The sequence below is a fragment of the Rhizobiaceae bacterium genome (assembly GCA_023953835.1).
Lineage (GTDB): Bacteria > Pseudomonadota > Alphaproteobacteria > Rhizobiales > Rhizobiaceae > Mesorhizobium_G.
The window spans coordinates 767,961-788,760 of the sequence record JAMLJB010000001.1 but is presented as its reverse complement, the minus strand read 5'-3'; the positions used below and the strand labels follow the sequence as shown (position 1 = coordinate 788,760).

The 20,800-nt window shown below is 59.8% G+C and carries 14 protein-coding genes; 11 read left to right on the top strand and 3 right to left on the bottom strand.

Annotated elements, in window-relative coordinates; all coding sequences use genetic code 11:
• Positions 1–88 precede the first annotated feature (88 nt).
• The 5 genes from bcsA to M9924_03660 all read left to right on the top strand — a co-directional run bounded on the left by bcsA (position 89) and on the right by M9924_03660 (position 8,806).
• On the top strand, positions 89–2,296 hold the full coding sequence (bcsA, locus tag M9924_03680) for a UDP-forming cellulose synthase catalytic subunit (GenBank protein MCO5063497.1): 2,208 nt from the start codon (positions 89–91) through the stop codon (positions 2,294–2,296).
• Positions 2,293–4,614 (top strand): cellulose biosynthesis cyclic di-GMP-binding regulatory protein BcsB, encoded by a 2,322-nt coding sequence (locus M9924_03675; GenBank protein ID MCO5063496.1) that lies wholly within the window; start codon positions 2,293–2,295, stop codon positions 4,612–4,614. Before bcsA ends, M9924_03675 begins: the two co-directional genes overlap by 4 nt.
• A 77-nt stretch (positions 4,615–4,691) precedes the next feature.
• A complete protein-coding gene (locus tag M9924_03670; GenBank protein ID MCO5063495.1) occupies positions 4,692–5,648 on the top strand; it encodes a glycosyl hydrolase family 8 in 957 nt (318 codons plus the stop codon).
• Entirely contained in the window at positions 5,645–7,777 is a 2,133-nt protein-coding gene (locus tag M9924_03665) for a cellulose synthase (protein ID MCO5063494.1), read from the top strand. The genes M9924_03670 and M9924_03665 overlap by 4 nt, the downstream gene beginning before the upstream one ends.
• Before the next feature lie 21 nt (positions 7,778–7,798).
• Entirely contained in the window at positions 7,799–8,806 is a 1,008-nt protein-coding gene (locus M9924_03660; GenBank protein ID MCO5063493.1) for a DUF4105 domain-containing protein, read from the top strand.
• A gap of 6 nt (positions 8,807–8,812) precedes the next feature.
• Here M9924_03660 and M9924_03655 read toward each other — a convergent pair whose 3' ends face one another.
• Positions 8,813–10,906 carry an ATP-dependent helicase gene (locus tag M9924_03655; GenBank protein MCO5063492.1) on the bottom strand — a complete coding sequence of 698 codons (2,094 nt, stop codon included), beginning with the start codon at positions 10,904–10,906 and terminating at the stop codon, positions 8,813–8,815.
• Positions 10,907–10,989: 83 nt separating this feature from the next.
• Positions 10,990–11,622: a GntR family transcriptional regulator gene (locus M9924_03650; GenBank protein MCO5063491.1), complete on the bottom strand. Its 633-nt coding sequence runs from the start codon at positions 11,620–11,622 to the stop codon at positions 10,990–10,992.
• A 421-nt stretch (positions 11,623–12,043) separates the two neighbouring features.
• Between M9924_03650 and M9924_03645 the strand changes: the two genes are divergently transcribed.
• Both M9924_03645 and trxB read left to right on the top strand, forming a co-directional pair.
• Positions 12,044–12,841 (top strand): hypothetical protein, encoded by a 798-nt coding sequence (locus M9924_03645; protein MCO5063490.1) that lies wholly within the window; start codon positions 12,044–12,046, stop codon positions 12,839–12,841.
• A gap of 69 nt (positions 12,842–12,910) precedes the next feature.
• Entirely contained in the window at positions 12,911–13,879 is a 969-nt protein-coding gene (gene trxB, locus M9924_03640) for a thioredoxin-disulfide reductase (GenBank protein ID MCO5063489.1), read from the top strand.
• Between the two features lie 14 nt (positions 13,880–13,893).
• Here the strand turns inward: trxB and M9924_03635 are convergent, their stop codons facing one another.
• Positions 13,894–14,892, bottom strand: coding sequence for an ABC transporter substrate-binding protein (locus M9924_03635; protein MCO5063488.1), 999 nt, complete (start codon positions 14,890–14,892; stop codon positions 13,894–13,896).
• A gap of 277 nt (positions 14,893–15,169) precedes the next feature.
• Here M9924_03635 and M9924_03630 point away from each other — a divergent pair, with 277 nt between their 5' ends.
• The 4 genes from M9924_03630 (at position 15,170) to M9924_03615 (ending at position 20,661) form a co-directional block, all read left to right on the top strand.
• Positions 15,170–16,426 carry an Hsp70 family protein gene (locus M9924_03630; protein MCO5063487.1) on the top strand — a complete coding sequence of 419 codons (1,257 nt, stop codon included), beginning with the start codon at positions 15,170–15,172 and terminating at the stop codon, positions 16,424–16,426.
• 302 nt (positions 16,427–16,728) lie between these two features.
• Positions 16,729–17,805, top strand: a complete 1,077-nt coding sequence (locus M9924_03625; GenBank protein MCO5063486.1) for an extracellular solute-binding protein — start codon at positions 16,729–16,731, stop codon at positions 17,803–17,805.
• Positions 17,806–17,809: 4 nt separating this feature from the next.
• Positions 17,810–18,913, top strand: a complete 1,104-nt coding sequence (locus M9924_03620) for an ABC transporter ATP-binding protein (GenBank protein MCO5063485.1) — start codon at positions 17,810–17,812, stop codon at positions 18,911–18,913.
• Positions 18,910–20,661: an iron ABC transporter permease gene (locus M9924_03615; protein ID MCO5063484.1), complete on the top strand. Its 1,752-nt coding sequence runs from the start codon at positions 18,910–18,912 to the stop codon at positions 20,659–20,661. The genes M9924_03620 and M9924_03615 overlap by 4 nt, the downstream gene beginning before the upstream one ends.
• Positions 20,662–20,800 lie beyond the last annotated feature (139 nt).

The following is a 20,800-nucleotide window of genomic DNA, read 5'->3' as shown; positions in this document are numbered from 1 at the left end:
GGAACAATGAGAATAACTTCGGGTTGAGTATATTATCTTATTCGCTAGGCTCGATTCGCGGTCAATTTCGACGGAGCGGAGGTCTCGAATGCACAAGCTCCGCCTTGTAGCCCTTTGGTTATTCATGTCGGTGGTCGTGCTCACATTGATCACGATGCCCATAAGCCTTCAGACCCAGCTCGTTGCGAGCATCGTGGTCCTCACTGCGATGATGGTGCTCAAACTCGTGGGAGCTGGAGGGATCTGGCGTTTGATCGCGCTGTCGTTCGGTACCGCGGTGGTCATGCGCTATGTGTATTGGCGCACGACCAGCACCTTGCCGCCTATCAACCAGCCCGAAGACTTCATTCCAGGCTTCCTGCTCTACAGCGCTGAAATGTACAGTGTCATGATGCTGGCGCTCAGCCTGTTTGTGGTGTCCATGCCGCTGCCCCCGCGACCGTCGCGTGCGGCAAGGGACGAGGCTGAAGGAAACTGGCCATCGGTCGATGTGTTCATACCGACCTACAATGAAGATACGGAACTGCTTGCCAATACGATCGCTGCCGCGAAGTCTATCGACTATCCAGCCGACAAGCTGAAGATCTGGTTGCTGGACGACGGCGGCACGGTACAGAAGCGCAATGCCGTTAAGGTCGATCAGGCCCGCGCTGCCGAAACGCGCCATGCGACGCTGAAGAAGCTTTGCGACGACCTTGGCGCGATCTATCTGACGCGAGAGAAGAACGAGCACGCCAAGGCCGGTAATCTCAACAACGGCCTCGCGCACTCAACGGGTGATCTCGTGGCGGTATTCGACGCCGACCACGCCCCGGCACGGGACTTTCTCAAGGAGACGGTCGGATATTTCGCGGACGACCCTAGATTGTTTCTGGTGCAGACGCCGCATTTCTTTCTCAATCCGGACCCGCTCGAGCGCAATCTCAGGACTTTTGAGAAAATGCCGTCCGAGAACGAAATGTTCTACGGCATCATCCAGCGCGGGCTGGACAAATGGAACGCAGCCTTTTTCTGCGGTTCCGCAGCGGTCTTGCGCCGGCAGGCTCTACAGGAAGCGAACGGTTTCAGCGGCGTGAGCATTACAGAGGATTGCGAAACCGCCGTTGCGCTCCACGCGAAGGGCTGGAACAGCGTCTATGTGGACAAGCCTCTGATTGCTGGATTGCAGCCTGCCACCTTTGCCAGCTTCATCGGTCAAAGAAGTCGTTGGGCGCAGGGCATGATGCAGATTCTGCGGTACAAGTTCCCCCTGCTCAATCGTGGCCTGAGTGTGCCCCAGCGGCTCTGCTACATGTCATCGACCCTGTTCTGGCTGTTTCCTTTTCCTCGCGCCATCTTCCTGCTCGCGCCGCTGTGCTATCTGTTCTTCGATCTGGAAATATTCACTGCATCCGGGGGCGAATTTCTCGCCTACACGCTCAGCTACATGATCGTGAACCTGATGATGCAGAACTATCTCTACGGCGCATTTCGTTGGCCGTGGATTTCTGAGCTTTACGAGTATGCGCAGACCATTCACCTGTTGCCCGCCGTCGTCTCGGTAATACTTCACCCAAGCCGACCATCGTTCAAGGTGACGGCGAAGGACGAGTCGGTGGCCCTGAGCCGCCTTTCGGAAATCGCGCTGCCTTTCTTCGTGATCTTTGCAGTATTGGTCGGCGCGTTGGCCATGACCGTCTACAAGGTCTACGCGGAGCCCTTCAAGACCGATGTGACGCTGGTTGTTGGTGGCTGGAACCTGATCAACCTTATCTTCGCAGGATGTGCGTTGGGGGTGGTTTCCGAACGCGGCCAGCGCGCTGCGACGCGTCGCGTCAAGGTGAGCCGGCGTTGCGAGATCGGGATCGGCAAGGATTGGGTCGAGGCCACGATCGAGGACGTCTCGGTCAATGGCATGAGGGTACAACTGGTTGCCGACAAGGACACCTCGATGAAGGTCGGCGACGATCTTCATTTGCGCTTCAAGACTCATTTCGACGGCAAGACGCATGCCCTTCCATTCAGTATACGCAACCTGTCAACGAGTGACGGATGCCTTGAGATCGGTGCGCGCTACACCCCCGACAAGCCGTTTCACCACAGGCTTGTCGCGGATTTGATCTTTGCCAATTCCGATCAGTGGACCGAATTCCAGCTTTCGCGCCGGGGCAATCCGGGACTTGTTCGCGGCAGTGTGTGGTTTCTCAATCTGGCTCTTTACCAGACGTTTCGCGGGCTCGTTTATTTCGGGCGGCGGCTGGCGTCGCGCGAGCCGGCCATGCTTGCAAAGCAAGCTCCGGCTAAGGAGGTTGCGTGAAGCGCTTCCTCGTCGCATTTGCCCTTCTTCTTGCTCCGCAACATCTGTTTGCCCAGACGCAGCCTTTCGACATGACGCCCGAGCGCGGTTTGGTCGATCCTGCCACGCCCGCACCCGTGCTCCAGCCCGAACCGGGAACGACCCTTCCCGCAGCAACCGCGCCCTCGATCGGGACCATCAGGCGCAATCTTATTCCGTCCTCGCAGCTTGTGCTGTCGGGAGAAACCGACAGTCGCGCCTGGTCGATCTGGCTCACAGGAGAGCAGGCGCTTGCACCGGCCACGCTCCACCTCGCCTACCAGAACGCGATCTTCGTCGCGCCCGAGGCCTCGACACTTCAGCTTCGCATAAATGACTCCCAGGTGCTGAGCGTGCCCGTACGTTCGCCTGATAATGTGAGCGAGCTGGAAGTCGAGGTTCCGGCTGGCGTACTCAAGCAGGGCGACAATACAGTCCAGATTTCGGCCTCCCAGCGCCATCGGACAGACTGCACGATCGAAGCGACATATGATCTCTGGACGGAGATAATCCCTTCCGGCACCTATCTCAGTCTGCAGGCTCCTGCCGCAAGGCTGAACAGGCTGGACGACATTGCGGCGATCGGCGTCGATGAGCACGGCAGTACCCAATTCAATCTTGTTGTCCCTGCGCTCGACCAGGCGGCCTTGCCGACTTCGATCGTGCGGCTTGCTCAAACGATCGCACTGGCGGCAAACATGCCGAACCAGTCCTTCGAGATTTCGCGAGAGCCTCTATCTCAGCCTGGGCCGGGCAACATGAGCGTGAGAATTGGAACTGCCTCGGAGCTTTCGGGATCTGTGCCGAATTTGCCGGTGGCCGCCGCAAGTTCACCTTTCGCCGGATTTCTTGAGAACCCCGATGGCGCGGAATCGATGCTTGTCGTGAGCGGTCCGAACTGGCAGGCCATCGATACGGCTATTTCAGGTCTGGCGGCCCCTCTGGATCGCCCTCTCACTGTGTTGCGGACGGCAATTTCCACGAGCAGGTGGCGATCGCCGGACGCACCGATGTTTCGCGAAAAGGGAGCAAGGACCTTCGCAGATCTGGGCGTGGCCACACAGGAATTTTCAGGCCGACGGTTTCGCACCGATTTTGCCTTCGGCATTCCTGCCGACTTTTTTGCGAACAACTATGGAGAGGCGACGGTGCTTCTGGACGCGGCATATGCGCCCGAGGTGCTGCCCGGCAGCCATATCGACATCTATGTGAACTCGAACATTGCAGCTACCGTCCCTATCACGCAGGCCGGTGGCGCAATATTGCGTCACTTTCCCGTTGACGTCACCATGCGCCATTTCAGGCCGGGCCCGAACATAATCGCCGTAGAAGCGGTGCTGATGACCGAAGCTGACCGCGTCTGCGCACCGGGCGCAACTGCAAACGACACTCGCCGCTTCGTACTTTTCGATACGTCCGAGCTTCGCCTTCCGAATTTCGCGCGCATTGCGCGCAGGCCTGACCTTGCCGGCCTGTCGGGAACAGGATTTCCGTATGGTCGCGCCGAGCGACCCGTCTCGCTGCTGGTCGCAGATCGTCAGCCGGAAACGCTTTCGGCAGCCTCGACATTGCTCGCGCGGATTGCGGTTGCAGCCGGGAGGCAGATCCCCATCGCGAGCCCTTCGATTGCTGCGACCGCCGCCGAGGACACCATATTCGTGGGACCTGCATCGGCGATCGATGTCCAGGCGTTGCAACAGACCGGCATTTCCGACCAGATCGCGACGTTCTGGGCCACTGACCGAAGCCGCGGTGGCAACGCTGACAATCAGACCAATACTGAGGAAACCTTCGCGCGCTGGCGCAATGTGCTTTCCGGGCGCGGCTGGCGGGGCAGCGTAAGCGCGTTCCAGGACTGGCTCACACGCACATTCGACTTCACCGTTGGTTCGTTGAAACTCTTTCCAACCGCCGCCGAACCTTATCTGCCGGGTCGCGATGTCCGACTGGTGGCGGCGCAGCAGCAAAGTCCGGCGGGTGAGAAGACATGGGCCGTGTTCACCGCGGCAACGCCTGCCCTGTTGCGCGACTCAACTCAAAGGCTGACCATGCAGCAGACGTGGAGCACGCTTTCGGGACAAATGGCCGTATTGAACACAGCCAACCAATTGCGGGTTGTCCGCAGCGGCACTCCAAAATTCGTGCCGACGCAGGAGTTCTCCATTGCGAATTATCGGCTCATCGCTGCCAATTGGTTCTCGGGAAATCCGTTGATCTATGCGTGCGGCCTCTTCGCGGCCTGTGTCTTGCTGGGATTGGCGACTTCGGGCTTCCTGTCTGGACTGGGCCGTCGCAAATGAGGATCGTCCTTGCCCTTTTCGCTTGCCTGTCCGTCCTCCTCCCGTGGCCTGTTCTTGCACAGCAGGAGGACGCGCCATTGATCTCAAGCGCCGACTGGAGTTCCTACAAGCAGAAATTCCTCGATGCGAGCGGTCGCATCGTCGATGACGCCAACGGCAACATCTCCCACTCGGAGGGCCAGGGATACGGCCTTTTGCTCGCATATCTTGCTGAAAATCGAGCCGATTTCGATCTCATCTGGTCTTTTACCCGCACCGAATTGCTGCTGCGGGACGATCGGCTGTCAGCCTGGCGCTGGGATCCCGCCGCAATTCCGCATGTGACCGACATCAACAACGCGACCGACGGCGACATCCTGATCGCCTACGCATTGGCGCGCGCGGGACGTGACTGGAATATCCCGGAATTGAGCGCGTTCGCCACGCTGATGATCAAGGCAATAGCTGCGCAAACGCTAAGGCAAGTGGGCGAGCGGACGGTGATCATGCCGGGGGCGACCGGATTTGGGCGATCGGATCGCGACGATGGCCCTGTGGTCAATCCGTCCTACTGGGTATTCGAGGCCTTCCCGCTTTTTGCAGAACTCGATCCTGAAACAGATTGGGCAAGTGTCGAAAAGGATGGGCTGGACATCATCGGCGGTTCGATGATTGGTCCGGAGCGGCTGCCGCCCAACTGGCTGTCATTGCGCACGAGTCCCAAACCCGCTGAAGGTTTCAGCCCGGATTTCGGATATGACGCATTGCGCGTTCCGCTCTATCTGGTGAGGGCCGGCTTCACGGAGCCTGACTTGCTTGAACCATTCGCCGCCATGGAGAATGGAGTGCCGGTTACCGATCTGTCCTCCGGGGCGGTTCGCGAAACACTGACTGATAAAGGCTATCTGCTCATTCCGGCACTTGCGCGATGCGTCTTGCGCAAGACGGCGGTGCCGGATGAACTGAAGAAATTCGAACCTTCGCTCTACTTCCCGTCGACGCTTCAGCTCCTGGGTCTCTCCTGGCTTGCCGAACATAAGGAGGCATGCGGGTGAGGCGGCGCAACATATCATTCGTCGCAATTCTCGTATGCAGCGTTGCAGCGGCGTGGCTCCTTGCAGGAAAAAGCGGCGGGTACGGCTGGGACTACCTTGCCCAGACAGGCGCGACGAGCGTTCTGGCACAGGAAACAACGCCATCGGACAACCCTCCATCTCCGGCTCCCACAACGGCCCCTTCTGCGGCTCCGACGCCTGCGGCGCCCTCCCAACCGACCCAGTCTCAGGTCGATGAAACCGCACTAAGGTATTTCGCCCGGCAGGGCGACACCAAGCGCCTGCAAACCGAGATTGCCCGGTTGCGTGCGCTCTATCCGAACTGGACGCCGCCCGCCGACCCTGCCGCCGCTCCGGTTCAGGTCGACGGCGAACTGGACCGCTTATGGCAGCTCTATTCAGGTGGCAAATATGCCGAGGTCAGGCAGGGCATCGCGGACCGCCAACGCCGCGAACCGCAATGGCAGCCGCCCAAAGACCTGCTGGATCGACTATCTGTGGCCGAAGCGCGGGAACGGCTCATCAATGCGTCGGACCTAAAGCAGTATGAGACGGTGATCAGGATCGCCGCTGCCACCCAGAGCCTTCTCACCTGTGGCGATCTCGATGTGTTGTGGCGCGTGGCGGAGGCTTTTGCGAGCCGAAACGAAGTTGGTCGCGCGCGGGACGCCTACCAATATGTCCTGCGTAACTGCACCAATCCAGCGGAACGGCTCGCGACCATGCAGAAGGCCGTGCCGTTGCTTCCCCGCCAGATGATTGACGAACTTCTCACCTTGGAAAAGATCGGCGAGGATGGACAGGGCGAGTTTGCGTCGATCCGGGCGGACATCGTGCGAGCCAGCGTTTCGGCGGGTATCGCCGATCCGCCACAACCTGTGCCCGAAGCTGATGTCGCCGCTCTCGAAACGCTCGCCCGTTCCAACAAGAATGCGGACGATGCCCGCCTGTTGGGGTGGTACTACCTGCGCAAGGACGAGCCGTCAGCCGCGGAGCAATGGTTCACCAGTGCGCGGGCCATCAAGGACGATGTCGAAACCTCTCAAGGGCTCGGCCTCGCTCTGATTGCGCTTGAGCGCCCGGGCGAAGCAGAGGAGGTCTTGTACGAATGGCGCGACGCCTCTGACGAATTGCGCAAGGACTATCTGGCAGCGGCAGCCAATCTCATCGCCGCCGAACCAAGAAAGCCGATCGACGAGCCGATCCTGCGCAGGATTGTCCCCGTTGTGGCGGCCGCGAAGGATGCGGACACAGCGCAGCAGCTTGGCTGGTATGCTCACGCATTTGGTCAGGAGCAAACCGCGGCGCAATGGTTCAGCACATCACTCCTATGGAAGCCCGACGAGGAAGCGACAGCCTATGGGCTGGCGGTGGTGCGCATGGCGCTGGGCGACATGAAGGGCGTGGCCGAGGTACAAAGGAATTGGGCGGACCGCTCCGAACGCATCGCCTCCGTGACGGAGCCTTCGATACAGACCGCTGCCGTCGACGAGATTCGTCGCGCTGCTGCAAAGGGTACCGGCGCGGCGGAAGCGCAGAAGGGCGAGCGCAGCGGCAATCCGGCGAACACAGCCGCGGTCAGGCAGGGTGGTGGCAACACGCCAAGAAGAGGGTGCTCCAGCACGGACCAGTTCTCGTCTGCGACAGGAGCCGCAGCGCTCACGCGCGGCTGGTGCCTCATGGAACTCAATCGCCCGATGGAAGCTGTCGAGGCGTTCGAAGCGGCAATCAAGAGCGGCAACCAGTCCGTGCGGAGCGAAGCAGCCTGGGGTCAAAGTCTTGCCAATCTGCGGCTCGGCTTGCCGGACAGGGCGGCTGTTTCGGCGGCCAAGGCGCCGCAGAACCACCAACGCGCAAGGCAGCTTGAGGAATCGATCCTGAGCATGCGGGCAACGGGCTTCTTCGACCAGAAGCGCTATGCGGAGACTTTGCTGGCGCTCGACCAGCGCGCACGCATTGCGCCCGAACGGAGGGACCTCATGGTGTTGAGAGGCTATGCATATCTTGGCCTCCGGAAGATTGCCGAAGCGCGACAGGTGTTTGAGGCAATCGCCGCATCCGGTGATCCTGAAGGGCCACGCGGGCTGGCCGCCGTTCGCGCCACGATCACGCCTGCCAACAACGAATAGTGGTGCACTGCGGAGGTGGCCATGCGAGGGTTCTGGCGATACGTGGCAATCGCGATTGCAGCGATCGTTGTCCTATTGCTCACAGCGTGGGGCTGTCTGGCATTCTGGTATCGGCTGCCTTTGCCGCTTGCTGGAAAGCTGGCGGCGATACTTTTCCTAGCGCTGTTGGGTGCGGCGGCGCTGCTCGGGCTGTTCACGAAGTGGCGCTGGCGCGCATCCGGCCTGTTCGCTGCGGCTATGGCGGGCATCCTGGTATGGTGGGGCACAATTCAGCCACAGGCAGAAGGCGATTGGGCAACGGACGTTTCACGTCAGGTGACGGGCGAGGTCGAAGGAAACATCCTGACACTGACCAATGTGCGAAATTTCAATTGGCGAACCCGCACTGACTTCGATGAGCGGTGGGAGGTCAGGCGTTTCGACCTGAACGAACTGAGCAGCCTCGATATGTTTCTTTCGTACTGGGCTGGGCCGGAAATGGCGCACCTGCTGATGAGCTTCGGCTTTAAGGATGGAACGTATCTGGCGTGGTCAGCCGAGGTTAAGCGCAGCAAGGGCGGGGCGTTTTCGCCGGTTGCCGATTTCTTCAAGAGCAGTCCTCTGGTCATCATCGCGGCAGACGAACGCGACATCGTGCGGCTGCGCACCAATGTCAGAGGTGAGGATGTCAGGCTTTACCGGCTCAACACCAGCCCTGAGAACGCACGCAAGCTTCTTCTGGAATATGTTGCTGACGCAAATGCGCTTGCACAGTCTCCCCAGTTCTACAATTCGATCACCACCAATTGCACGACGGTCATTGTAAAGATGATGCGCGCGGCAGGCGGCAGCATTCCTTTCGACTGGCGCCTGATCGCGAACGGCTACCTTCCCGGCTATGCCTATGACATGGGCGCACTGGATAACCGCATATCACTCGAAGAAGTGAAATCGCGCGCAAGCATCGATGAGATGGCGCAAGCCGCGGACACGTCTCCCGAGTTCTCGGACCTCATCCGCAAGGGCGTGCCTTCGATGCATGACAAATGAGCAGCGTCACCCCGCCCACATGTTGCGCATCTTGACCTTCAGATCCACCCTCGGTGACCCGTCGCCGCTTTGCCCTGCGATCTCCGGCGAAACCTCGGGCCACGCGATCAAGGCGAACCTGTCGAGTATGTGATCGGGGAGGAATCTGCTTCGCGACGCGTAGACGTGCCGGTCGCCGCGCGCTGCCTGCCCGTGCGTGAAGAAGCGTTGAGGCGTGATGATATGCAGGTCGTCCTTGGCCCTCGTCATAGCGACATAAAGCAATCGCCGCTCCTCCTCGATTTCTTCGCGCTCGCCGACGCCGAGGTCGGAGGGGATACAGCCGTCTATGCCGTTCAGCACAAACACCTTCGACCATTCCTGCCCCTTTGCCGAATGGATCGTAGACAGTATCAGGTAGTCCTCGTCCCGAAGTGGCGCCCCCGCGTCGTCGCTGGTTGCATCCGGCGGATCGAGCGTAAGATCGGTCAGGAAGCGCTGTCGCGAAGCATAGCCTGCCGCGATCTGTTCCAGTTGAAGCAGGTCCGCACGGCGCGCCATCGCATCCTCATGCAGCCGTTTCAGATGGGGTTCGTACCAAAGCCGAACACGTTCGAGGTCGGCCGGCCAGAGGCCGCGAGACTTGAGCGCCGAGAACAGTTCGACAAAGGCAGGCCAATCCGACTCAGCGCGCACCGGCGCCTTGAAGAGCTGGAGGCCGAGCGTCTGGTCGAGCGCGCGCTCCATCGCTTCCATTGCGTTGGAGGCGGCGGAAGGCCCGATGCCCGGCACGAGTTGCATTACCCTGAAGGCAGCGACGCGGTCCCTCGGGTTTTCGGCGAAGCGCAACACCGCGAGCACATCTTTCACATGCGCCGAATCCAGGAACTTCAATCCCCCGAATTTCACGAAAGGAATGTTACGGCGCGTCAGTTCAACTTCCAGCGGGCCGGAATGGTGCGAAGCCCGAAAAAGAACCGCCTGCTTCTTGAGCGCTGTCCCGGCCTCGCGCTCCTCCATGACCTTCTCGCATACGAAATTCGCCTGCTCGGCCTCGTCGCGCACGGTGACGATCGACGGCTTCTGCGGTGAATGACGGTCGGTCCACAAATTCTTGGTGAACCGTTCGGCTGCTTCGCCGATCACGGCATTGGCCGCGTCCAGAATGGCATCCGTGGAGCGGTAGTTTCGATCGAGGGTGACAATCCGCGCGGGCCTGGGAAAATGCGTCGGAAAATCCAGGATATTGCGAACCTCAGCGGCCCTGAACGAATAAATGGACTGCGCATCGTCACCAACCACGGTCAGTCCGTGGCCATCGGGCTTGAGCGCAAGCAGGATCGAGGCCTGAAGGCGGTTGGTGTCCTGATATTCATCGACGAGTATGTGGTCGAAGCGCGACGCCAACCCGTTTGCGATTGAAGGCTCGGAACACATCTGCGCCCACCACAGCAGCAGGTCGTCATAGTCGAGCACGTTCTGGGACTGCTTCGCCTCTACATAGGCAGCGAACAGCCGCCTCAGGTCATCGACCCATCCGATGCACCACGGGAAGCTCTTTCTCAAGATATCCTGCAGATCACTCTGAGCGTTGACGGCGCGCGAGTAGATGGCGAGGCAGGTTCCCTTTGTCGGAAACCGGTTCTCGGTCTTTGACAGCCCGAGTTCATGGCGCACGAGATTCATTAGGTCCGCCGAATCCTCCCGGTCATGTATGGTGAACGCGGGGTCCAGACCGATCTCGGGAGCATAGTCTCGCAGCAGCCTTGCCCCGATGGCATGGAACGTTCCCGCCCAGGACAGCCCTTCGGTCAGCGTCGCCGCCTTGTCTCCGAGCACGCGAACGGCAATGCGTTCGATGCGACGCGTCATCTCCGAAGCTGCGCGCCGCGAAAAAGTCATCAGCAGAATGCGTCGCGGATCGGCCCCGTTGACGATGAGATGCGCGATGCGATGTGCGAGCGTGTTCGTCTTTCCAGAGCCCGCGCCTGCAATAACCAAAAGCGGTTCGGCGACCTTACCCTCGCCGTGTTCCACAGCAAAACGCTGGCCCTGATTCAGCCCGGAGAGATAATCTTCGAGGGGAGCTATCGACCTCGAATCAGGAATAACGGCGCTCATTCGGGGAATGAAGCCTGTTTCCTTTTTGTTCGCAACAGTCAATAACGCCGTGAATTCGTCGCCGCGCAACGATACCGGTGCGATCAGATGCCGGTTGTGTCCTTGCTCTTCGCGATGATGACCTCGCGAAGCCGCTTGATATGGTTTCGCATGAGCAATTCAGCGGCGGTACCGTCGCGAGTGGCAATTGCCTCTGCGATCCATTGGTGATCGCGCCGGCTCAGCGCATCGCTGTGACGAAGCCAGGGAAAGTGCATCCGCCATAGCCTCATCAACTGGAAGAAGCCTTCGTCAAGTATCTTCGCGATGGTGTTGTTACGGCTGCCCCTGATCAATTGCAGGTGAAAGCCCACGCGCCCCGCATCCTCGGGGCGGTTGGTGCCGTCATAGGGGGAGTGCTGCTCCGCCGCCTGTTTCAGGTCGGCGATCTCGCCATCGGTCATGCGCTCGGCGCACAGGCGCGCCGCCACACTTTCGAGCGCCTCGCGCATTTCGTAGATATCAATGATGTCCTTGGGGCTGTGGACCACAATGCGCGCACCGAGATTCGGTGAATACAGCACAAGATTCCGCCCCTGCAGCCGCCGGATCGCTTCCCGCAGTGGTCCGCGCTTGATGCCCAGCCGGCGCGACAGTTCCGGTTCCTTCAGCTTGGAGCCCGGGGAAAGAGCACCCGATAGAATCTCGTTCAGCACCAGATCGAAGGCGCGATCCACTTCCCGGCCGTCGCGCAATATGGCGTTGGAACTGTTGTCAGTAATCGAATTCAGTTGTGAATCCTCCGATTCAAGCCAAGACGAACGCATAAACCGGGCCGAACGCCGATCCAGTTCCGACACTCGCACGCGGAAAGTCCACTATCGTGGGGAGCTAGATACCAAGGATGCCAAAACTGTCAACACTTCCAGCGGATGCAGGCGGGCAGCTCCATACGTGCAACCGCAAGGAGTGGATAAAATTGGCGACATTTTTCTCTCATGTAGCCAAAAAATGCCGCCAGAACTGACATAATGTCGCCAAGTGAATAAGAAATGTTGACAAAATATGGGTCTTTGATTATCTCCACATCAAGCGGACAGCTCGGCGCCGATGGCGGGACGACTGGCCGCGCCAAATCAATTCGCAAAGGAGTGCATGATGCTTGCCACTGCTTCGGCCACCGAGCCAATCGCGGGAGCCACGGCTCGTCCCGAAATTTCTGTTTATTGGAGGCCTGGCTGCTCGAGCTGCCTCAAGGTCAAGGAATTTGTCGAGGAGACCGGGCTTCCGTTCGAATCCGTCAATGTCGTGTCGACCGCAGGCGCGATGGAGGAGATCACAGCCGGCGGCCTGCGCAGCATTCCGGCGGTGAGGAAGGGAAACCGCTTCGTCTACGCGCAGTCGCTCGAGGACGTCGCCGCCCTGCTGGGCGTGACCCGCAATCACACCCGTCTTTCCAATGAGGCGCTGTTCGATCGCTGGCAGCCCATGCTGGAAAAGGCCCGCAAGATCGTCGAGAAGTTCTCCGAAGAAAATCTCGATGAGCGCGCGATCCCGATCCGCGAGCGAACGCTCAAGCAGCTTGCCGTCCACATCTTCCAGATCACGCACGCATTCATGCTGCACATGGATGAAGGCGTGCTCGACATCAAGCCGATCCACGCTTACGTCGATCCTGCCATCGTCACCAAGGCGGACCTGCTCAAGTTCATCGATATGCGCATGGCGAACCTGCGCGCCTGGTACGAGAATGGCGGCCCGTCGCGCATTCCCGCCCGCGTGCCAACCTATTATGGCGAGCAGGACAGCGGACAGGTGATCGAGCGCGCGGTCTGGCACTGCACGCAGCATGCGCGGCAGCTCGACATTGTCGCCGCCGGTCGCATCGGCGCGGAACTCGAAATCCCACCGGACTACTACAACGGCCTGCCGATCCCGAAGCGGTTGTGGGTGTAATCGGTTCCACGGCTTCGCCGGTTCCTCGGGTCGATTGAGCGAGGGACCGGCTTTTGCAACTCCAACCGGATGCTCGACATGTCACACGCCAATCTCATCATCATCGGCTCCGGTCCCGCCGGTTATACCGCCGCGATATATGCCGCGCGCGCTTTGCTCAAACCCGTGCTGATTTCCGGCATCGATGTCGGTGGACAACTGACGACCACCGCGGATGTCGAAAACTATCCCGGCTTTGCGGACGTGATACAGGGGCCGTGGCTGATGGATCAGATGCGGGCGCAGGCCGCGCATGTCGGAACGCAGTTTGTTTCCGACACGGTCGTCGAGCTTGACCTGAGCACCAGGCCGTTTCGCCTCAAACTGGCCAAGGGCGGCACGTTGACATGCGATACGGTCATTCTGGCGACCGGCGCGCAGGCGCGCTGGCTCGGCCTTGCCTCAGAGGAGCGCTTCAAGGGTTCGGGCGTTTCGGCATGTGCTACATGCGACGGCTTCTTCTTCAAGGACAGGGAAGTGATCGTTGTCGGCGGCGGCAACACCGCTGTCGAGGATGCCCACAGCCTTTCGCACATTGCATCCAAGGTGACGGTCGTGCATCGGCGGTCGGAATTTCGCGCCGAGCGGATTTTGCAGGAGCGGCTCTTGGCGCAGCCCAATGTCGAGGTGCTCTGGAACCACGTCGTCGAGGACATGTTCGGCGAGGACGGCGATATGCCTATGCTGGCCGGCGCGGTGCTGAAGGACCTCAAGACCGGCGCAACGACGCGACGCAAGGCGGATGGGCTTTTCGTCGCTATCGGCCACGACCCATCCGTTTCGCTGGTCAAGAACCAGCTTGAGCTGACTTCCTCCGGCTATGTCGCGACGGTTCCGGGCTCGACCGTGACCAGCATCCCCGGTGTATTCGCCGCTGGCGATGTCACCGACGAAATATATCGGCAGGCGGTGACGGCGGCCGGAATGGGCTGCATGGCGGCGCTGGAGGCGGAGAAGTTCCTGCGCTTGCAGACCACCCACCGCATCGCGGCGGAGTAAGCGCCTTCACATTTTCAGTTCGGGTCATCGATAAGATCAAGCGTGTTTGGATGAAAGAGGAGTCGCGGGTCCAGTTCTTCACGAACAAGCCCGTCCCGGACGGCATAGCGGACCATCGTCGAAAGCTCGGCGCGGTTGGCCTCAAACCCATAACGCCAGAAATTGGTGCCAAGCAGCCTCTGCGTCTCGCGGAGATGATCCGCGACCCAGGGCAAAGTCGCGCGCGGCACGTTCGTCATCGCGAGATCCTTCATGGCCATCTCTTTGGCAAGGCAGAACGCTGCGAAAAGCTGCTGGGGCAGGTCGGGATGTTCGGCTGCGACGTCCTTGCGAACGGCGAGACAATGCATGATGGGAAAAAGGCCCGTGGCCCGGTGATAGGCGATTTCAGCCGACCGGTAATCGGGAAACAGCCGGTCGACGGGCGCCGTGCCCGCAACGAAGCAGCTAGGCGGTCGAGGGGTGATAATCGCGTCAATCTCGCCATTGGCCAGCATCGCATTCAGCGTCTGGTCCTGCGCTATGCGCTCCAGCCTTATGCGGGGCGGCAGGTCGAGGGCGATGCGCTCCGTGCCGCTGGGCTGCTCCTGGCTTCCGACGACCCAGACCACCCGGTCAGGGTCCACGCCGTGCTGCTCGGTCAGGATGCCGCGCACCCAAAGCGCCGCGGTTTGCTGGTACTCCGGAATACCGATCCGCTTGCCGAAAAGGTCCTCCGCGCGGGATATTCCCTTGTCCGTGCGGATGAAGATGCTCGAATGCCGAAACGCGCGAGACAGAAATACCGGCACGCCGACATAGGCGCTGTCGCCACGTGCCGTTGTCACGATATGGCTGCTCATCGACATTTCGGTGATTGCAAAAGCCTTTTCGCGCAGCGCGCGACGGAAAATCTCCTCCGGCTCTTCGAGAATGCAACTGAGGCGACCGGACGCCACAGTTATGCGGCCGTCTACGATGGGTCGCGAACGGTCGGTTGCAACGCAGGCGAGCGTGAAAGAATTTTCTTGCATAAAGAATTCCATATAAGTCGTATTCAAAATATTACCTTCAATAGTAAAATATAAATGTCAATAGAAATATGCTTAGTAAAGTAAAAAAGAATATATATGTAATATGAATGGGCAAAGAAGGTGGGAAATAACGATTGTCGTTTCAACGAGTCCTATTGTCGTGGTTTGATTTGTTTGCCATGTGGCGGGAGCTGGCATCGGACGAATCTACGTGCCCGATGCAGAGAGATACATTTGGCAGGCCCGCTCTGCAGGCCGCGCATCGCAGGGACGATCCATGACAACCACATTTGCCGGAATCGATTTTGGGACATCGAATTCGACCGTCGCCGTGATGAAGGGCGGAAAGCCGCGCCTCGTACAACTGGAGGGCGGGAATGCGACGATGCCGAGCGCCGTTTTCTTCGGCTTCGAGCATGGCGAGGTCTCATACGGACGCGCGGCCATTGAACGCTATGTGGAGGGGGTCGAGGGCCGGCTGATGCGGGCGCTCAAGAGCGTGCTCGGCAGCAACCTGATCTTCGAGAAAACCCGGATCAAGGCGCGATCCATCGCCTTTGCCGAGATCATCGGTCTTTTCATAGCCCAGCTGAAAAAGAAGCTTGATGAGGACGCGCAGCACCAAACCAAAAGCGTGGTGTTGGGGCGACCAGTTCATTTTGTCGACAATGACGAGATCGCAGACGCCCGCGCGCAAGATGAGCTTGAGAAGGCGGCTCGTGCGCAAGGGTTCGAGAATGTCGCATTTCAGTTCGAGCCGATCGCGGCCGCGCTCGACTATGAAAATACCATCTCCAGCGAGCAATTGGCATTGGTTGTCGACATGGGGGGCGGCACGTCGGATTTTTCCATCGTCCGCGTTTCGCCTGAGCGCGCCAAGGCCGCGGACCGCAAGACGGACGTGCTGGCCAGTACGGGTATTCATATAGGCGGCACCGACTTCGACCGCCTCTTGAGTATAGCCCATGTGATGCCGCATCTCGGCTATCTTACTCCGACCCGCGACGGAAAACGGAACCTGCCCGCGTCTTACTTCGTCGACCTGGCGACGTGGCAGCGCATCAATTTCCTCTATACGTCGCAGGCGATGCGCCACTTGCGCCAGATCCGCTACGAGGCGCGGCACCCCGAGCTTGTCGATCGCTTCATCGCAATCGTCGAACATCGATACGGGCACGCGCTGGCAGGCTCCGTTGAAGCTGCCAAGATCGAACTGACCGATGCACTGGCCGCACAGGTGAAGGTCGACCTGCCGGACGTGCGCTTTGTCGCCGAGATGACGCGGGAAGGACTGGAAAAGACTCTGGGCGGCGATGTCGACCGGGTTGTTGCAACGGTCCGGGAAACAATCGTTCAGGCCGGGATCAAGCCTGCACAGATCACAAGCGTGTTCCTGACGGGCGGATCGACCGCGCTGCCCATTGCGAGGCAGCGGATACTCGCGCTTTTCCCCGATGCCAATGTCGTGCAGGGCGACATGTTCGGCAGCGTCGGGCTTGGATTGGCGCTCGACGCGCAACGCAAGTTCGCGTGAATTGCAGGCATTTGCGGCGCGGACCATCCTGACCGACAGCCGTGACGGCCCTTATCGCCGCTGACCAAGCGGTCGCTTTCCGACGTGGGCGCAGGCAGCGTTCTGCCGCTGTTCCGTTTTGGAGCAGACACAACCCGTTTTCGCGACTTCGACCGATCAGATTTTCCAAAGATGTTGACAAAAACGGAAATTGGAAGCGGGCGAGTTCATTTTTTTGCTGTATTTGGCGTCATTTTTGCAAAATGTGTTGACACTCTGTCGCGCAGGCCCTCTTATGGTTACAGTTTTGGGAGGAACTTGTGATGCCAACATTTGGAATCTTGAACCGCCTTGTCCTGACTGCTGCCGTGGCGGTGATGGCCGTGTCTTCGGCCAGGTCGGAACCCGTCAAACTCGACGACCCGGAGATGATCAAGCTCTACGACGCTGCGGTGGCCGCGGGCGAAACCGAGCTTGTCTACTATACGGCCTCACGCAACGAGGAAGCGAAAGCGCTCGGCGAACTGTGGAGTGCGAACTTTCCGAAAATCGCGCTGACGCTTGTCGGCAAACAGGCGCCTGAGGTGATCACACAGGTGGAGGCGGAGAAGGCGGCGGGGCAACTTCGCGCCGACGTCGTCACGATGACCCAGCCCTATGTCGCGCAGATCTGGAAGCAGAAGGGATATTACGAACCCTATAAGGTCAGTTCGTTCGACAAGATCGCCAAGGGATATGCCGATCCCGATGGTACATATTACTCGTCAGGCGTCTATCTGCTCACGATCGCCTACAACACCACGGCATATACCGACAAGTCGCAGCTTCCGCACACTTTCAACGACTTCCTTGACCCGAAGTTCAAGGGCAAGATTATCATCGCCCACCCGTCGACTTCGGGCAACAGCCTGACCTACTTCATGAATCTGATCGAGTCCGGCAAAGTCGACTGGGCCTACCTCGAAAAACTCGCCAAGCAGGACGTCATGTTCGTGCGCGGCGCATCCGAGGCCGCCCGTTCGGTTGCCTCGGGCGAACGTCCGATTTCTCCGATCATCTCGTCCTTCAACATTCTGATTGCGAAGCAGGCGGGCCAGAAGATCGATCTCGCAGGGCTGGATGACGGAACCCAGGTTGCCGAGCAGCCGAGCGGAATCATGGCCGGCGCTGCCCATCCCAATGCCGCGAAGCTGATGCTCGAACTGCTGACCAGCGCCAAGGGCCAGGAAGTGCTCACGGGCGCCGGCAAATACTGGCCGACAAATGTCGATGCGAAAATGGTCGAGGGTATGCCGGCCCTCGAATCGCTCAATCCGGTCAGCCTTTCATTCGCCACGCCGCAGGACCAGGCTGTTCAGGACTTCTTGAAGCGGTTCGACACCGCCTTCGGCAGGGAGTGATCCGGTGGCGCTTAGTCTGGAAAAGCAGAGCACGTCCGCCGATGCACGGCTGGAACTGAAGGCCCTTCACAAGCGTCTCGGCGGCATCACGATCGTCGATGCCGTCAACCTGACCATCAGCCCCGGTGAATGCGTGGTGCTGCTTGGGCCAAGCGGTTGCGGCAAGACCACCACGCTCAGAATGGTGGCGGGCTTTACGGAGCCCGACAGCGGCCAGATTCACCTTGACGGAATGATCGCCTCGGGACACGGCGCCTTCGTGCCCACCGAGCGCCGCCAGCTCGGCATGGTGTTCCAGACCTATGCGATCTGGCCGCACAAGACTGTTCACGACAATGTTGCGTTCGGTCTTGTGTGCGCCGGAAACGACCGGGCGACCACGCGTCGAAAAGTCGAGACCATTCTCGAAATCGTCAAGCTCGGCGGACACGGCAGGCGATACCCCGGCGACCTCAGCGGCGGCCAGCAGCAGCGCGTGGCTCTTGCCCGCGCCATCGTCGGTGAGCCAAGCCTACTCCTGCTCGATGAGCCGCTGTCCAACCTGGATGCGGGTTTGCGCGAGGAGATGCGTTTCGAGTTGAAGCGCCTGCATCGCGACCGCGGCATGACGATGCTCTATGTCACGCACGATCAGGAGGAAGCGCTGGTGCTTGCCGATCGCATCGCGGTGATGAACGGGGGGCGCATCGAACAATGTGATGCGCCGGACGCGATTTATCGGCGGCCCATCTCCCGTTTCGTGGCCTCCTTCGTCGGCACGAACAACATCATCGAAGGACGCCTGGTCGCGAAGGACGGTGCGAGACTGCAGGTAAAGACCGAACTCGGCATGCCCGTCTGGGGAACGGCGACTGACGATTTCGCCGCCGAAGCTGAAATTGGGTCGCAGGTCGCGATAGCGGTAAGGCCGGAAGACATTTCCTTGTCGACTGACAAAGGACATTTCAGCGGTCACATCATCGACGCATCGTTCCTGGGCAACAGGTATGAGCTTCTTGTCGATGTGGCTGGACGCACGCTGAGAGTGCAGACCCGCAGGATGCCTGCTTCTTCGGAAGACCAGATCAATCTCAGTTTCGACTCCGAAGCGGCGAGGGTGGTTCCATGACATTGACAGTCGGTGTCGCGGTTCCGGCAGGGTCCCGCGAATTGCCCCAGAACACCTGGACCTGGCTCTACGGACGTGTGAAAGTTCTGCTTTCCGAGCCAGGAAAGCTGATCGTCTTGACGATCGCGCTGCTGATACTCGTCGGGCTCATCATCTATCCCATGGCGCTGCTGGCAAGGTTCGGACTTGCCGACAAGAACGGACTGCCGACCTGGGCGCCCGTGGTCGAGGCATTTTCCGATCCCGGCATTATCAAGGCGTTGTGGAACACGCTGCAATTGGGCGTTCTGGTAACGCTGGGCACATTGGTCGTCGGCCTGCCGCTGGCATGGCTGGTCACGCGCACCGACATTCCGTTCAAGAACCTGATCCGCGTCGGGGCGGCGATCTCCTTCGTCGTGCCCTCCTTCATAACGGTCATTGCGTGGATTTTCCTCGCCGCACCAAATACCGGTTATCTCAACATCGCGCTCGGCTCCGTGCTCGGCCTCGATGCCCCGGTCTTCAACATCATGAGCTTCAGCGGCCTCGTCTTTGTCGAGATCGCGCATCTCTATCCGCTCGTGTTTTTCGCGGTCGCATCGGCGCTGGCCAATGTCGATCCAAGCTATGAACACGCCGCATGCGTGCTTGGCGCGAGCAAGTGGCGCACAGTCGCGACCGTGACAATCCCGCTTGTGAGGCCGGCCATCGTTTCCGGCTGCATCCTTGTGATACTCGATGCGGTGTCGTCGTTCGGTGCTCCCGCCGCAATCGGCATGATGGCTAATTTCTCCGTCTTGACGACGAAGATCTACACCTTGCTGTCATTCCCACCGCATCTGGAGCTGTCGGCGGCAATATCGCTCCCGGTCGTCATCTTCACGCTGCTCTGCCTTCTCGTCCAGCGCTCGATCGTCAAGGGCAATCGCTACAGGACGATCTCGGGAAAGTCTCGCTCCGCAGAGCCGGTAAGGCTGGGCAAAGCAAAATATCCCGCCTTGATCTTCTGCATGACCGTCTTTTTTGTAACCTCGGTTCTGCCGCTCTTTGCGTTGCTCGTCCTTTCGATGCTCAACGCCTTCGGTTCGGACGTCACGTTGGAGAACATGACGCTTGAGCATTTCCGCAGCATCATCGACCCATCCTTCGGAGTGCTCGATGCGGTGTATCACAGCCTGCTGCTGTCGGCCGGAACCGCCTTCGCCTGCATCCTGCTCGGTGTGCTTTTCGCCTGGTTCGTGGAGCGCACCCAGATCGTCGGCAGGGGCATCGTCACCGCCACCATCCTGACCGCCTACGGCTTTCCGGCCATCGCGCTGGCGGTCGGCATCATGCTCGGCTATCTCAACTGGCTCTACGGAACTTTCTCGATCCTGCTGATTGCGTATGTCTCGAAGAACCTGCCGATCTCCTTCGTGCTTTTCCGCACGGCCCTCAAACAGATAACGCCCGACCTCGAAGAGGCAGCGCGGGTGTGCGGGGCAGGGTGGCTGCGCACGCTGGGTCATGTCACCTTGCCGCTGCTGAAAGTGAGCGGTTTGGCGGCCGGGCTGCTTGTGTTTGCCCTGAGCCTTCGCGAATTGTCCATGTCGGCAATCCTGACACAGCCTGCCACCGAGGTCATGTCGACCAAGGTCCTCGAATATCTGGAGCAGGGCACGGTGGAGCTTGCGGCGGCGATGGCCCTCCTGATCGTGGTTCTCAGTCTGGCGGCGATGATCCTTTCGAGGCTCGTCGCGGGCAAGAGCGCTCTCGAAGTCAAGTGACGAAACCTGCAATGGAAAATGGACGGCCAGCCTTGTTGGCCGTCCATATCCTTTGTAGGGATACGCCGCCCGGCGACGACTCACATAATGGAATCTGCCCAAGGCAAGTTCGGCGACGGTTGCTCATGGCGAAGCTGAT

What these genes read in the sequence shown, in the direction of transcription:
- bcsA (MCO5063497.1), top strand. Translation starts at nt 89, where the DNA reads ATGCACAAGCTCCGCCTTGTAGCCCTTTGGTTATTCATGTCGGTGGTC.
- M9924_03660 (MCO5063493.1), top strand. Translation starts at nt 7,799, where the DNA reads ATGCGAGGGTTCTGGCGATACGTGGCAATCGCGATTGCAGCGATCGTT.
- M9924_03655 (MCO5063492.1), bottom strand. Translation starts at nt 10,906, where the DNA reads ATGAGCGCCGTTATTCCTGATTCGAGGTCGATAGCTCCCCTCGAAGAT.
- M9924_03645 (MCO5063490.1), top strand. Translation starts at nt 12,044, where the DNA reads ATGCTTGCCACTGCTTCGGCCACCGAGCCAATCGCGGGAGCCACGGCT.
- trxB (MCO5063489.1), top strand. Translation starts at nt 12,911, where the DNA reads ATGCTCGACATGTCACACGCCAATCTCATCATCATCGGCTCCGGTCCC.
- M9924_03635 (MCO5063488.1), bottom strand. Translation starts at nt 14,892, where the DNA reads ATGCAAGAAAATTCTTTCACGCTCGCCTGCGTTGCAACCGACCGTTCG.
- M9924_03630 (MCO5063487.1), top strand. Translation starts at nt 15,170, where the DNA reads ATGACAACCACATTTGCCGGAATCGATTTTGGGACATCGAATTCGACC.
- M9924_03625 (MCO5063486.1), top strand. Translation starts at nt 16,729, where the DNA reads ATGCCAACATTTGGAATCTTGAACCGCCTTGTCCTGACTGCTGCCGTG.
- M9924_03615 (MCO5063484.1), top strand. Translation starts at nt 18,910, where the DNA reads ATGACATTGACAGTCGGTGTCGCGGTTCCGGCAGGGTCCCGCGAATTG.